General features: G+C 60.1%; 14 protein-coding genes. 13 read left to right on the forward strand and 1 reads right to left on the reverse strand.

Annotated elements, in window-relative coordinates; genetic code table 11:
- Positions 1 to 65: 65 nt before the first annotated feature.
- From E4Q08_RS08040 to E4Q08_RS08075, 8 genes are all read left to right on the forward strand, one after another.
- Positions 66 to 1,790 (forward strand): GspE/PulE family protein, encoded by a 1,725-nt coding sequence (locus E4Q08_RS08040; RefSeq protein WP_169069993.1) that lies wholly within the window; start codon positions 66 to 68, stop codon positions 1,788 to 1,790.
- A 5-nt stretch (positions 1,791 to 1,795) separates the two neighbouring features.
- Positions 1,796 to 2,998, forward strand: coding sequence for a type II secretion system F family protein (locus E4Q08_RS08045; RefSeq protein WP_169069994.1), 1,203 nt, complete (start codon positions 1,796 to 1,798; stop codon positions 2,996 to 2,998).
- A gap of 4 nt (positions 2,999 to 3,002) precedes the next feature.
- Entirely contained in the window at positions 3,003 to 4,535 is a 1,533-nt protein-coding gene (locus E4Q08_RS08050; RefSeq protein WP_034917756.1) for a hypothetical protein, read from the forward strand.
- A complete protein-coding gene (locus E4Q08_RS08055; protein ID WP_169069995.1) occupies positions 4,532 to 5,134 on the forward strand; it encodes a hypothetical protein in 603 nt (200 codons plus the stop codon). Before E4Q08_RS08050 ends, E4Q08_RS08055 begins: the two co-directional genes overlap by 4 nt.
- 18 nt (positions 5,135 to 5,152) lie before the next feature.
- A complete protein-coding gene (locus E4Q08_RS08060) occupies positions 5,153 to 5,611 on the forward strand; it encodes a hypothetical protein (RefSeq protein WP_169069996.1) in 459 nt (152 codons plus the stop codon).
- Positions 5,612 to 5,720: 109 nt separating this feature from the next.
- Entirely contained in the window at positions 5,721 to 6,920 is a 1,200-nt protein-coding gene (locus E4Q08_RS08065; RefSeq protein ID WP_169069997.1) for a hypothetical protein, read from the forward strand.
- The gene (locus E4Q08_RS08070) at positions 6,917 to 7,654 is read left to right on the forward strand and encodes a prepilin-type N-terminal cleavage/methylation domain-containing protein (protein WP_034917766.1); all 738 of its coding nucleotides are present in this window, start codon (positions 6,917 to 6,919) and stop codon (positions 7,652 to 7,654) included. Before E4Q08_RS08065 ends, E4Q08_RS08070 begins: the two co-directional genes overlap by 4 nt.
- Positions 7,654 to 8,934, forward strand: coding sequence for an adenylate/guanylate cyclase domain-containing protein (locus tag E4Q08_RS08075; RefSeq protein ID WP_034917768.1), 1,281 nt, complete (start codon positions 7,654 to 7,656; stop codon positions 8,932 to 8,934). Before E4Q08_RS08070 ends, E4Q08_RS08075 begins: the two co-directional genes overlap by 1 nt.
- Here the strand turns inward: E4Q08_RS08075 and E4Q08_RS08080 are convergent.
- Positions 8,931 to 10,646, reverse strand: coding sequence for an ATP-binding protein (locus E4Q08_RS08080; RefSeq protein ID WP_169069998.1), 1,716 nt, complete (start codon positions 10,644 to 10,646; stop codon positions 8,931 to 8,933). The two genes, E4Q08_RS08075 and E4Q08_RS08080, sit on opposite strands and share 4 nt — an antisense overlap.
- Before the next feature lie 239 nt (positions 10,647 to 10,885).
- Here E4Q08_RS08080 and E4Q08_RS08085 point away from each other — a divergent pair, with 239 nt between their 5' ends.
- From E4Q08_RS08085 to lptA, 5 genes are all read left to right on the forward strand, one after another.
- The gene (locus tag E4Q08_RS08085) at positions 10,886 to 11,584 is read left to right on the forward strand and encodes a prepilin-type N-terminal cleavage/methylation domain-containing protein (RefSeq protein ID WP_034917772.1); all 699 of its coding nucleotides are present in this window, start codon (positions 10,886 to 10,888) and stop codon (positions 11,582 to 11,584) included.
- A 105-nt stretch (positions 11,585 to 11,689) separates the two neighbouring features.
- Complete coding sequence (locus E4Q08_RS08090; protein ID WP_169069999.1) at positions 11,690 to 12,673, forward strand: KpsF/GutQ family sugar-phosphate isomerase; 984 nt, start codon at positions 11,690 to 11,692, stop codon at positions 12,671 to 12,673.
- The gene (locus E4Q08_RS08095) at positions 12,673 to 13,227 is read left to right on the forward strand and encodes a KdsC family phosphatase (protein WP_169070000.1); all 555 of its coding nucleotides are present in this window, start codon (positions 12,673 to 12,675) and stop codon (positions 13,225 to 13,227) included. Before E4Q08_RS08090 ends, E4Q08_RS08095 begins: the two co-directional genes overlap by 1 nt.
- Positions 13,224 to 13,817, forward strand: coding sequence for an LPS export ABC transporter periplasmic protein LptC (gene lptC / locus E4Q08_RS08100; protein WP_034915799.1), 594 nt, complete (start codon positions 13,224 to 13,226; stop codon positions 13,815 to 13,817). Before E4Q08_RS08095 ends, lptC begins: the two co-directional genes overlap by 4 nt.
- On the forward strand, positions 13,814 to 14,428 hold the full coding sequence (lptA, locus tag E4Q08_RS08105) for a lipopolysaccharide transport periplasmic protein LptA (RefSeq protein WP_169070001.1): 615 nt from the start codon (positions 13,814 to 13,816) through the stop codon (positions 14,426 to 14,428). Before lptC ends, lptA begins: the two co-directional genes overlap by 4 nt.
- Positions 14,429 to 14,456 lie beyond the last annotated feature (28 nt).

The following is a 14,456-nucleotide window of genomic DNA, read 5'->3' on the forward strand; positions in this document are numbered from 1 at the left end:
CTGCCCGCGTGCAGCGATCCTTGCATGCGCTTGCCCAAGAGTCATGGCTTTGTCAGACCCACTCGATGATGAATTACACGAACTCTCCTGCCGACCATTCCCATTCGCGGCCGCTGGGTCAGATCCTGATCAGCAAGGGCATCCTCAGCGAGGATCAGTTGCGCATCGCCTTGCTGGAGCAGGTCAAGTCGAATCACCCGATTGGCAAGCTCCTGGTCTCACTCGGCTTCGTCTCCGAGGCGACGCTGCGCGACGCGCTCTCTGAAAGCCTGGGCAAACAGGGTGTCGATTTATCGAATGCGATTATCGATCCCTCGGCGCTGAAGCTGGTCCCGCGCGACCTCGCCAAGCGTCACCATGTGCTGCCGCTCGACTACGATGCAGAACATCTGCGGTTGACGGTAGCCATTGCCGACATCAACGACATCGTTGCACTGGACAGGATCCGTAGCCTGTCCGGCGATGAAATCGTGATCGACACTCTGCTCGCCGGCGAGAGCGAAATCGATCGCAGCATCGACCAGTGCTATGGTCATGAGCTGTCGATCGACGGCATCCTGCACGAAATCGAAACCGGCGAGATCGACTTCCGCAGCCTGCAGTCTTCCTCTGACGAGTACAGCCAGCCGGTCGTCCGCCTGATTGACTCGATCCTGACGGATGCCGTCAAGCAGGAATCTTCCGACATCCATTTCGAGCCGGAAGCGAGATTCCTGCGCATCCGCTACCGGATCGACGGCATGCTGCGGCAGATTCGCTCGCTGCACAAGACCTACTGGCCAGCGATGGCGGTGCGCATCAAGGTTCTGTCGGGAATGAACATTGCCGAAACGCGTGCCCCCCAGGACGGCCGCATCTCGCTCAACATGCGCGGCCGACAGGTTGATTTTCGGGCTTCGGTACAACCGACGATTCACGGCGAGAACATCGTTCTGCGTATTCTCGACCGTCAGAAGGGGATCGTTCCGCTCGCAGGACTGGGTCTTTCCGAGACGCAGCTCAACCAGCTCAAACTGATGATCGCCCGTCCCGAAGGAATCGTTTTCGTGACTGGGCCAACCGGCAGCGGCAAGACGACAACACTCTATTCGGTACTCAACCACATCAATTCCGAGGGCGTAAACATCATGACGCTCGAAGATCCTGTCGAGTACCCGATGACGCTGGTCCGGCAGACCTCCGCTGCCGACTCGGTGAAGCTCGATTTCGCCAATGGCATCCGCTCGATGATGCGTCAGGACCCGGACATCATCCTGGTTGGCGAAGTACGCGATGCCGACACCGCCGAGATGGCGCTGCGTGCAGCAATGACCGGTCACCAGGTGTACTCGACGCTGCACACCAATTCGGCACTGGGGGCCATTCCGCGCCTGCTGGATATCGGCATCCTGCCGGACATCATGGCCGGCAACATCATCGGCATCATCGCGCAACGGCTGGTGCGGCGTCTCTGTGTGCACTGCAAGATCCCCTACCAGCCCGAAGCGCACGAGACTCGCCTGCTGGGCAACCCGGCCGATGCACCGCGGCCGGTCATCTACCGGCCAGGCGGCTGTGAACGTTGTGACTTCCAGGGGTATCGTGGACGCTTGGCGATCATGGAGTTGCTTCGGATCAACGGCGACATGGACGAACTGATCTCTCGTCGCAGCACCCTCCGCGAAATGCGCCAGCTCGCCGACCGCCAGGGTTTCGTCAGCCTCGCCGATGACGGTCTGCGCCGCGTTCTCGACGGATCCACCGCGCTCGAAGAAGTCGCTCGGGTCGTCGACCTGACCAACCGGATGTAGCCGCCGTGCCGCTCTACACCTACAAGGCGGTCAGTCCCGAGGGACGCATGGTTCTGGGCAGGATGGACGCCATCAACCTCGTGGATCTGGAAATGCGACTGCGGCGCATGCAGCTTGACCTGGTCAACGGCGAGCCGCTCAGTACCCGCAGCGGGCTTGCCAGCAACAAGGTTCCGCGCCGGGAACTCATCCACTTCTGCTTCCATCTGCAGCAACTGGTGCGTGCCGGCGTGCCCATCCTGGAAGGCTTGACTGATCTGCGCGACAGTCTCGAACACCCGCGCTTCCGCGAGGTGGTGGCCAGCCTGATCGAATCGATCGAAGGTGGCCAGAAACTCTCTCAAGGCATGGACAGTCATCCGAGCGTCTTCAACAAAGTCTTTGTCAGCCTGATTCGCGCCGGCGAAGCCACTGGCCGCTTGCCGGAAGTCTTGCAGAGCCTCGACGAATCGCTGAAGTGGGAGGACGAACTCGCATCGCAACTGAAGAAGATGATCGCCTACCCGGCGTTCGTCGCCGCGACGGTTCTTGCCGCCACTTTCTTCCTGATGGTCTTCCTGGTTCCACAGCTCAAGATGTTTGTGAAAAACATGGGGCAAGTCCTGCCGATGCAGACGCAGATCCTCTTTTTCATTTCCGACCTGATGGTCGCCTATTGGTACCTGCTACTGCTACTGCCGGTACTGGCGGTTCTCGGGCTGCGAATACTGCTGCACAGCAATCCCCTGGCACGTTTCCGGTTCGATGGCCTGAAGCTGAGCCTGCCGATACTTGGCGACATCCAGCGAAAGATCGTCCTCTCGCGTTTCGCCAACACTTTCGCCCTCCTCTACGCCTCCGGAATACCGATCCTCGAGTCGATCCGAACGACGCAGGACGTCGTCGGCAACCTGGTCATTCGCCAGGGTCTGGAGCGTGTCGAACAACTGATTGGTGATGGACAGAACGTGACGGCTGCCTTTCGCAGCACCAGCTTCTTCCCGCCGCTGGTGATCCGTATGCTGCGCGTCGGCGAAAGCACCGGCGCGCTTGACGAGGCACTCCTGAATGTCAGTTATTTTTATACTCGTGACGTCCGGGAATCGGTCCAGAAAATGCAGCAGTTGATTGAACCGCTGCTGACCGTGGTGATGGGCAGCCTGCTCGGATGGATCATGCTGTCTGTTCTCGGGCCGGTCTACGACGTGATCAGCAAGATCAAGGCCTGAGGCCATGCCCGCCCGCCGCCTCATCTATCTCTGTGCGCATCGGCTGACGGCCTTCCACTGGCGAGCCGGGGTGTTGACCAACGAGGGCGTTTTCGAAGCCACGGAAGCTGGCAGGCTGCAATTCACCCGCTACCTTGCAGAACATTCGAAGAGCATCTTTACCCTCCTGGCCAATGTCTCGGAAGAAGGTTTCCACATGGAAACGATCCCCTTCCTGCGTGGTGAGGACCGACGCTCGATCATCACGCGCAAGCTCGGGCAGCAGTTTTTCAATGCTTCACTGACCACATCGATCTCGCTCGGACATGAAAAATCCCGGCGCAGAGACGAGCGCATCATGCTTGCCGCACTCACCAACAAGGAGGCCTTCGCTCCCTGGCTGGCGGCTCTGGCCGGTGCCGAGGTGGCCCTCGCCGGCGTTTATTCGCTGCCCTTGCTGGGCCCCTTGCTGCTCAGGAAAATTGGTGTTCTGGACGAGCGCTGCCTGTTGCTGACGATTCAGGACCAGAGCATCCGGCAGACCTACGTGGAAAAGGGCGAACTGCATTTCAGCCGCCTCACTCCTCTGCAAAACTACAGCATTGACGGCATTGCGCAGATATTTTCCAGTGAAGCGCGCAAACTGCAACAGTACCTCGTCAGTCAGCGCCTCCTTGGTCGCCAACAGCCGATCAGCGCGTATCTTCTCGTGCATGCGAACGCCAGAAATGCCATCGAGAGGCATTGTGTGAACAGCGAAACCTTGTCGTTTGCGATCCTCGACATGGAGGACTGCGCGCGCATCTGCCACCTCAAAACACCGCCACCGGATACTCGCTGCGAGACCCTCATCCTCCATCTCCTGGCCACTGCCCCGCCAGGTGCCCAGTTTGCCAGCGACCAGCAGCGCCACAACTATCATCTCTGGCTGATCCGCTCGGTTCTCCAGAATACGGGCGCAGTCGTACTGCTCGGCTGCCTGCTGTGGTCCGTCAAACAGTTCCACGATGCCTACCAGCTCAAGCGGGAAGTGGCAATGATCCAACAGGAAACCACTCTGGCCCGCCAGCGCTACGATGACATCGTCAAAACCTTCCCGGCGATTCCGACCTCCACCGAGAACCTGCGTCGAGTCATCGATCGCTACGTCGAGCTGGAAAAAGGCAGCACCTCGCCCGAGTACCTGTGGCGTGAAATCAGTCACGCCCTGCAGGGCGACGCATCGGTCGAAGTCGAGGGCATCGATTGGAGAGTGGCTGCGTTGGCGTCGCGTGAGGCCGCCACGGCAGAGGCGCTGCATACGCCTCCTGTCGGCAGCGAGATCGCGATCGTGCACGGCACTCTGCGGCCAGGTCCGGACAGCCATCCAAGGCAGGTACTCAGCGTTTTCAAGCAACTGGTCGAAACCCTGAAGCGCAATCCGAAACTGCAGGTGGAGGTACTGCAACAGCCTTTTGACCTGGATTCGGGCAAGTCGCTCAAAGGTGGTGATGCGGCGGTCGACGACCTGCGGCCGCGCTCGTTCAAACTGCAGATCCAGAAGACGGCCGGCTCATGAAAATCGACCTCACCGACCTTCGCAAGCTGCAGGCGAGCATCCTGGCCAGCGTGGCGATGTTTGCCGCAGCGCTGGCGGTGCTGTATGTCTCGCAGCACACCCTGGACAGCGAACAACTCGCCAGGCTGGTCGCCACCGCACAGCGCGAAGAGGCGGACGGCAAGCTCAAAAGGGTGCGTGACGAGGAAAGCGAGATCAGGCAGAAGTCAATTCTTTTCAACAAGCTGCAAGAGCGTGGCATGATTGGTGAAGAGCAGCGTCTGGACTGGGTGGAACTGCTCAAGGACATTCGTGACACACGTCGCCTGCTTGATCTGCAGTACGAGATTTCTCCACAACGTTTGCTCGACAGCAACTCGGCCGGCGATTTTTCCTTTGCCGTCAGTACCATGAAAGTGCAGCTGAAATTGCTCCACGAAGAGGATCTGACGCGGCTACTCGGCGATTTGCGCAGTCAGGCGAAGGCGCTGATCCTGATCAAGGCCTGCGCCGTCGAGCGCCTGCCGGCCAACGCTGACGAACGTTGGGGTGGCCGAGAGAATCTTCTCGCCAACTGTGAAATCGACTGGCTGACCTTGCACGAAGTGAGCCGGAAGTAGGGAAGGAGAGGCCAGTCCATGACCAGGTTCGCGCGCGCAGCAAAGCAAACCCTCTGTATGGGGCTGGCTGGCTGGCTGCTGGCGGCTCCGGCGGTCACTGCCGAGGAGGCTCTGGGTCGTCTGTTCTTCACCCCCGAACTCCGCCAGCAGCTCGATCAGCAGCGCGAGAGGAACACACTCGACAAACCGCAGATCATGACGGTTCCGACGCTCACGGTAGACGGCATCGTCACCCGCAGCAGCGGCAAGCGCACGACCTGGATCAACGGCAGCCCACAGCATGAGAATGAGACCGGTAACGGCTTGACCGTGACCCAGCGGCGCGGCGATCCGGGAAGATTGGTGGTGCAATCCGGTGTTTCACCGAACGTCACGGCGCGCATCGGCGATACGCTCAACCGTAACACCGGCGAAGCAAACGACCTGCTGAATGGTGGTCGGGTGCTGGTACATTCGCGGCCACTGGCGACGAAGTAAGCGCATGCGCAGAAGACCTCGTGCGATGATCGACTGGCGGTCGCGCATGCTGGCGAGTCGGCCAGGTGCCGGCAGGGCAGTTTACCGGCAGCGCCAGCGTGGCGTCGCCATGCTGGCAATGCTGACCCTGCTGACTCTTTGGGGGATGTACCTGTTTCTCGGTCAACTCAGCACATTCCAGGTCAGGATGGGGCGTACGCAGAGTGCTTTGGCAGCAATGGCAGAGGCAAGAGACGCCCTGATCGGCGATGCAATCTCGCGCTCACCTGTCAGCGATGCAGGATATCTGCGCTTGCCCGACCTGGGTGCCGATCTCGATTCCGGAGTCGGTTGGGTGCCGGCTGAGGGCGGCCCTTCACCCAGCTTCCTGGGCAACCAGAAAGATCTCTCGGTAATCGGAAAATTTCCCTGGAAAACCAAAACCGGCCAACTGGCCTCTCCGCCCCTTCGTGATGCGCAGCAAGAATGTCTATGGTATGTAGTTTCAGGGCGTTTCAAGATCGTCCCCAAGACGGACGCAATGAATTGGGACACAGCAGGGCAGATCGACATCATCGACAGCAACGGAAATCTCATTGCTACTAACCTTGCCGCGCTGCTGGTGGCTCCAGGGCAGGCGCTCGACGGCCAGAACCGTGCGCTGGCCGATCCCATCTATACCGAATGCGGGGGCAACTACGACGCCCGCAATTATCTCGATTCCTTCAATGCCACTGAGTCCACCAGCGCTCAAGTCAACTACTTTGCCGGCAGCACGAACCACAGGCTTGCCCCGAATACCAACAACAAGCGTTTCGTGATCGCCGACAGCGACCACTACAATGACCTGTTTCTCTACATCACGGTTGACGACATCTTCAAGCCCTTGATCCGCCGCAACGACTTCAGCGATGCCATCGGCAGGCTGCTCGACGATCCAGCATTCCAGAACCACTTGCGAAGCATCGATGTGACTGGCAGCAAGGGCACCGACAAACTCAGCTGCAGCAGCTTTGCCCCGGATGACGACTTCTGTAACAGTTGGAAAGAGATGCTGTTTCTTGCGCAACTCTCTCCGCCGTCGCAGATCACGATCAACGGCTTGCCGTCTTCGCAGATTTGCAGCCGAGTCCTGATTTTCGGCGGCCGCAAGACGGTCGGCCAGATTCGCAACACGGCAACCGAAAAGGCGGACAAGAACAACTACCTGGAAGGCAACAACCTCACTTCGTTCAATGTACCCAATGCGTCTTCGACAAGCTTCAGCGGCAGCACAGGGAATTTCAACGCGGCCAGCCCGAGTACCGATCTCGTCAGGTGCCTGCCATGAATAGCTTGCCCTGCCAGACTCCGACTAGGCAAGGATTCACTTTGACCGAACTGGCAGTCGTCCTGGTCATCATCTCTATCCTGATCGGCGGGCTGCTGCTACCCTTGTCGTCGCAGATCGAGATGCGCAACAGCAATGACACCAAGGCAGCCATGGCCGAGATCCGTGAGGCGCTGCTGGGCTATGTCGCCGTCAACGGTTACTTCCCCTGCCCAGCTCTACCGACCATCGCCAGCGGCAGTCCCAATGCCGGACTTGCCGGCGCCCGCAATGCCGGCGCCTGCGTCAATCCTGCCGGGGTGTTGCCATGGGCAACACTGGGAGTGGCAGAAAAAGACGCCTGGGGACGGCGCTATAGCTACCGGGTGACCCCGGAATTCAGCAACGCCCCTCCCCTGCCCCTATTCAAACTCTCGTCCACCGGCGACATCAAGGTCTCGTCTTCAGCCGGCGGCATCGCTGTCGCCACCGCCGTACCGGCAGTCGTGATCTCGCACGGCAAGAATGGCAACGCAGCCTTCACCGCAGAAGGAACACAGTTACCCGCAGGCAGCGATGTGGATGAACTCGAAAACCGGGTCTTGATCACGTCTACAGGCACATGGTCGGACGCTTCCGTTGCGAAGGAGTTTGTCAAACGAGCGGCACCGACTGCCACTTACGACGATGAAGTCGTGTGGATCTCCCCTGGTGTCCTCTTCAACCGCATGATCACTGCCGGCAAACTGCCTTGATGACTGCCGGCCGGACCTTTCTTGACCGGCTGCGCAACGCCGGCATCGCTGACACCGACAATGAAGAACTGCGTCTGCAGAAGTCCCTGCTGTTTTTTGCAACTGGTCTGATCTGCCTGGCCTCGGTCGTCTGGCTGTTTCTCTACTGGCAACTCGGACCCCGGTTCCCTTCCAACCTGTCTTTTGCCTTGCAGTTGCTGCTCGTCGGCAATCTGCTCATTTACCTGAAAACGCTCAACTTCAATGCCTTCCGCTGGATCCAGTTGTCGCTGTTCCTGTTCACACCCTTCGTCGCGCAATGGAGCATCGGCAGTTTCATCACCGCCAGCGGCATCAGCCTCTGGGCCTTGCTGGCACCGATCGGCGCGGTACTGTTCATTGGCCCGAGAGAGTCGGGGGCCTGGTTTTTTGCCTATGTATTTCTCACTGCGCTTTCTGGCGCCTTCGACTACTACCTCGCCGACTCGCTGAGTGTGACGCAGCACAAAGTGCCGCTGCAGACCACCGCATTCTTCTTCGCCCTCAACTTTGCGGCCGTATCGACCATTGTCTTTCTGCTGCTTCGCTACTCGGATTCCGAAAAGCACCGGGCCCAGCAACGCCTGCAGGAAGCCCACCGACTGCTGCAAAGCGAACAGGATCGCTCCGAACGCCTCCTCCTGAACATCCTTCCCGCGCCGATCGCCAGGCGCCTGAAGAACAGCGACCAGACGATTGCGGATGGCTTTGCCGAAGTCTCGGTGATGTTCGCCGACATCGTGAGCTTCACCCGCGTTGCCGAAGGTCTGACCCCCCAACAGGTCTTCGCCATGTTGAACAAAATCTTCTCCTGCTTTGACGAACTCGCCGAAAAGTATGGCCTCGAAAAGATCAAAACCATTGGTGATGCCTATATGGTCGCCGCCGGTCTCGACGCTGCGGTCGGCAATCCAGCCGAGGCCTTGGCCGATATGGCGCTGGAAATGTGCAATCTGCTTCGCCATGACTTCAGTATCAACGAGATGCATCTCGAACTGCGCATCGGCATCGGTACCGGCCCGGTGGTTGCCGGCGTCGTCGGCAAGAAGAAATTCATCTACGACCTCTGGGGTGACACGGTGAACATCGCCAGCCGGGTGACCACCGAGGGCATTCCCGGCATGGTCCAGGTCGATGAGCGAACCTATCGACGCCTGCAGCAGAGCTTCACTTTTCAGGAACCCCGGACCATCTATCTGAAGGGCAAAGGAAACATGGTCGTGCATCGCCTGATCGGCCGCCGCACCGCAGGAAGCGTTTAAACGGCTGGCATGCCCGGCCGCAGTCGCTGCAACTCGAAGCACACCTGGCCCGGGACATTGCTTGCCAGTCGCAATTCGTAGCCGCAGCTTTCCGCCTGTCGAGCCGCGTGATAGAGCCCGACCCCAAGACCGTTCTCGGAGGGCACGGGCGCGCGCAGCAGATCGCCAAGAAGGCTCGGGTCAAGCGCACTGCCGGTATCGCAGATGCGCAATACCGAGGCGTCGGTGTTGATCGCGACGCGCACCTGCACAGAGCCATCCGCTTGCGCCTTCTGCAGCGCGTTCTGCAACAGATTGTCGGTAACGCTGTCGAAAAGCGCAGCCGGCAGCAAGGCATCGGGGTCCAGGTCTCTGGCAAGGAAAATGACTGGCGAAGTGGCGTAACGCTGCTGCTGGATCTGCCACCACATCGCAAGTGGCAGGACGCCACCCACCTCGGTTTGTGGCTTCTGGAGCTTGGCCAGGGTCTGCTGCAGGCGTTGTGTGATCTGTGGCAACTGGTGCTGCAACAAGCGATCGAGCCGGCCATCCTGGCCATTCATCGTTTGTGCCAAGTAACACAGATTGCTCAGCGATTGCAACAGGTTCTTCACATCATGCGTGAGGCGAGCGCCGGTTTCATGGATCGCACGCAGATAGCTCACCTGCTGCAACTCGCGAGCGCGCAACTTGGCGATGTAGTGTTCGTTGGCGAGTTGCGCCAGCAGATGAAAATGCCAGACCAGCGCCGGACTCAGCTTGTGGCGAGTGTACAGCGTGAGTTGCAGGGCTTGTCCCGAAAAATCATGATGAAAGCGCGACTCCCTGCCAAAGGCGCCGCTGCGCGCTCCGGCAGTCCAGCTGCCACCATCGACCCACGGTAGATCGAGCATCTCCGCGAGAGCCTTTGCCAGGAACTGGTCCGGCTCACTTTCGTTGCCGGCCAGGGTCGTCAGGCGATGTAGCCACGCTTCAAACGGCAGGCCGATGCTCAACAGATAGCGCGAAAAGAAGACGCCAATACCGGTGAAGCCGGGCCGCGTATTCCAGGTCCAGCCGATCAGCAACAGCAGCAGGGCAATCGAGATCAAGGCGTTGAGTACCGCCTCGAGATACCCGGACTGGCGCATCAGCATGAAAGACAGACTACCGAGGATCAGGACGGCAATCAACAGAAAGATGAACAGGCTGTAGAACAGGTCGATCATCCTGCCGCCGGGCCGATCGCTTTCCCGCGAGAGTGGCAGCAGCAACAACATCACCAGCAAGAACAGAGGCATTCCCCAGGCGAATTCGCGATCCAGCGCCGGACCGGTCAAGGCGGCATTGGGTACCACCTGGGGTACCAGCCAGAGCAGCAGCGCGGCCAGCAGGTAGGCAAAGGCGACCAGGTAGAATATACGGGTCGGTCGATGATCGATGAACATCACCCGCCCGCCGACCAGGGCAGCCAGCATGACCACCCAGACGATCAACAGCCACCAGCCGTACCAGGCGACGCCGCAGCCGAGCACCAGGGCAAGCACCGCCAGCCCGCTCAAATCGACACTTCGTTCGGCGTAAGTGAATGGTTGCCAGAGAATGAACAGTCCGACACTCATCAGCCAGCACGGCAAACCGATCGTCGTATTGGCCCCGGCGACCAGCGCCAGGTGCAACACCCCCAGCAAGGAAATCAAAAGCCAGCGCTGGCGCTGACGCAAAGCGCCACCCATGCGCTGGAGCAGGGTCATGCAGCGCTCCTGCCGACTGCCGGCGGCCCGATTCGCAAGCCTGGAATCAGTCCAACTCTGGTCAGGGGTGTCGAAAAACCGACAGGTCCAAAGACCCTGGCGGACAAATCGCCGGTACTTTCCCGGCACATATCCGGGCACCAACGCGGGCACCAACGCGGGCACCAACGCGGGCACCAACGCGGGCACGAAACGTGCTTTGAATGGAACACCATATTCGACAGTCGCCGGAGAATGACATGAACCAGCCAAGCAAACAACAGTCAGGCTTTACTCTCGTAGAGATTGCCATTGTACTCGTCATCATCGGCCTGCTGCTCGGCGGGGTGCTGAAGGGACAGGAGTTGATCAACAGCGCCAAGGTGAAAAATCTGATCAATGACTTTCGCACCGTTTCGACCCTGATCTATGCCTACCAGGATCGTTTCAAGGCCTTCCCGGGCGACCAGAATCAGACGCAACTGACGGATGCTTTTGGCGCCAATACCGCGATTCAATGCACGATAACTGCCGGTAGCTGCGTACCGAACAACGGTCGCATCGACGGCGCATGGAATGCGACCACCGTCAACAGTGAGAGCTTCATGCTCTGGCAGCACGTTCGCTTCGCCAATCTGGCCACAGGCCCCACGGCAACTGCTGCTGCCGATTACCGCCCGACCAATGCCGATGGCGGTTTCATCGGTATCGAGGGAGTGATTACCGACAGTGCCGGCGTTCCGACGCCATACATTTCCGGCATGCGTGGCTCGTTTTTTGTTTGCTCGGATAGCATCCTCGGCCGCCATGTCAAACAGATCGATACCACCATGGACGACGGCAATACCGCTGGCGGATCGGTCCAGGCGGTAACGAATGGTGCCGCTCGCGGCACTGCAGCCGTGGCGACCCAAGCCATCCAGGATGGCACCCCGTATACGGTCTGCGCCGCCTTCTGAGCAGGGATCGTCGCCCGGCGAATGCGATCACACCGTACTGCCGGCTCGGGATGAGTGCTCCAAGGGCTTCTGCTATACTCGCCCCATGATCACCACTACAACCTCATGAGCCCAATACAGCCCTCGCCGAAAGCGCTCGACCTGGCCCGCCAGGTTCTGCACATAGAAGCCGACGCCGTACTGGCGCTGGTCGACCGCATCGATGGCGACTTCATGCAGGCACTGCTGCTGATTCTCAATTGCCATGGGCGCGTGATCGTCAGCGGCATGGGCAAGTCCGGTCATGTCGGACGCAAGATCGCTTCGACCCTGGCCAGCACCGGCACCCCCGCCTTTTTCGTTCATCCGGCCGAGGCCAGCCATGGCGACCTCGGGATGATTACCCGCGACGACGTACTGATTGCGCTTTCCAATTCCGGCGAGAGCGCAGAGTTGCTGGCCATCTTGCCGAGCATCAAGCGTCAGGGTGCCAGGCTGATCAGCATGACCGGCAATGCGCAGTCGTCACTGGCGATCGAAGCCGATGTGCACCTGGATGCCGCAGTTGCGCAGGAAGCGTGCCCGCTCAATCTCGCACCGACCGCCAGTACCACCGCCGCCCTCGCCCTCGGCGACGCGCTGGCGGTAGCCCTGCTCGATTCGCGCGGTTTTGGCCCGGAAGACTTTGCCCGTTCCCACCCTGGCGGCTCGCTCGGTCGTCGCCTTCTGACGCATGTGCGCGACGTGATGCGCGTCGGTTCGGCCATTCCGACAGTGCTTGCCGGCACCAGCCTGCCTGATGCCATTCGTGAGATGTCACGCGGCGGCATCGGCATGACCGCCGTGCTCAGCCCCGAACGACGGGTGATCGGCGTCGTCACCGACGGCGACCTGCGGCGTGCCTTCGCCATGAACCTGGACCTGCGCACCCTGTCGGCAAGCGACATCATGGGGCGAGAGCCGCGTTTGATCGGTCCCGATCGGCTCGCTGTGGAAGCTGTCGAGATGATGGAGCAGCACAAGATCAACCAGTTGCCCGTGGTCGACGGGATGGGCATTGTCGTCGGCGCACTCAATATGCACGACCTCTTCAAGGCCAAGGTCATCTGATGCCAGACGATTCCGAACACGACGACGCCAGGGCGCGCGCGCGCCGGATCAAACTGATGGCTTTTGACGTCGACGGGGTACTCAGCGACGGTTCCTTGTTCTACAGCGACTCCGGGATCGAGATCAAGGCCTTCAACACGCTCGACGGGCTTGGCCTGAAAATGCTGCAGCAGGCCGGGATCAGGGTCGCCATCATCACCGGCCGGCGTGCTCGCTGCGTCGAGCTGCGAGCGCAGGACCTGGGCATCCAGCACCTCTATCAGGCGGTCGACAACAAGCTCGATTGCATGCGTTCGCTACTTGCCGAACTCGGACTCGCTGCCGATGATGCCGGTTACATGGGCGACGATGTGCTCGACCTGCCGGTGATGACCGCATGTGCTTTCTCTGCGACGCCGGGCGATAGTCATGTGCTGGTACAGCGTTATGCAGCGCTCACCACCGCACGTCACGGCGGCCGCGGTGCAGTACGCGAAGCCTGTGAGTTCATTCTCGATGCGCAAGACAAGCTGGCTGCCGCGCTGGCACCGTATCTGACGATGACCGGCCGATGAGGAAGTGGAGTAGCGCGCTGCTGCCGCTGAGTATTCTGCTCGTTCTGGTCGCCCTGACTACCTGGCTGCGCTACGTCACCGAGTTCCCGGAAGTGCGCAATGACGGCAGGAATCGTCACGATCCCGACTACATCATCAGCGATGTACGGGGGCGCAAGCTCGATACCGCAGGAAACCTGCTGTACATACTGACCGCTGACGAGATTCGTCACTACCCTGACGATGATACCACCGACCTGCTCAAGCCGACGCTGATCTACCTGGACCCCAAGCGACCGCCAGTAAGCATCCACTCGGTGCATGGCCATACGAGTTCGCAAGCCGAGCGAATCGAGCTTTGGGAACAGGTCGAGATACACCGTGCCGCGACCGCCAAAGACGGGCCACTGGTGGCCACGATGTCCGAGTTGACGGTGCTGACCGACGAGGAAAGGGCTTTCACCAAGAGCAGAGTGCTGATCACCCAGACCAACTCCTGGGTGCAAGGTGTCGGCATGCAGGTCAACAACAAGTTGCAGACTTACCTGCTGGAATCCGCGGTCACCGGACAAATCGAAAGCCATTTCGCCAGGAAGAAACCTCTGACATGAACAAGATCCATTACGGTGCCTGCGCGAGCAGCCTCCTGCTCGCTCTTTCCCTGCCGGCGCAAGCCGAGCGCGCGGACCGCGACAAGCCGATCCACCTGGAAGGGGACCGCCTGAGCATCGATGACATCAAAAACGTCAAGATTCTCGAGGGTAATGCGGTCCTGATCCAGGGCAGCATGGAGCTTCGCACCAGTCGCCTGGTGGTTACCCAGGACGCCGATGGCTTCCAGAAAGCCGTCGCCACTGGTGGTGCCAACGGGCTTGCGCATTTCAGGCAGAAGCGGGAGGGCGTCGATGAATTCACCGAAGGCGAGGCCGAGCGCATCGAATACGATGCACGCAGCGAGATCACGCAGTTTTTTGTTCGCGCCTGGGTCCGCAACGGCCTGGACGAGGTCAAGGGGGCGTACATCTCCTATGATGCACTCAACGAAAAATACCTGGTCACCACCGCTGGCGGCACCAGCAAAAGCGCCACCGGCACAGGGCAGGCACGCGTGCGCGCAATCATCCAGCCCAAAGCCAAGAACGTAGAGCCCTCTCCAGCGGACAAGAAGAGCGAGCCCCTGACCCTCAAACCCGCTGCAAAAATCAGCCCCAGAGCCGACTGAAGCGAGCTGCCACATGGCACGAAGGACC

It is taken from the genome of Candidatus Accumulibacter contiguus (assembly GCF_012940005.1).
GTDB classification, from domain to species: domain Bacteria; phylum Pseudomonadota; class Gammaproteobacteria; order Burkholderiales; family Rhodocyclaceae; genus Accumulibacter; species Accumulibacter contiguus.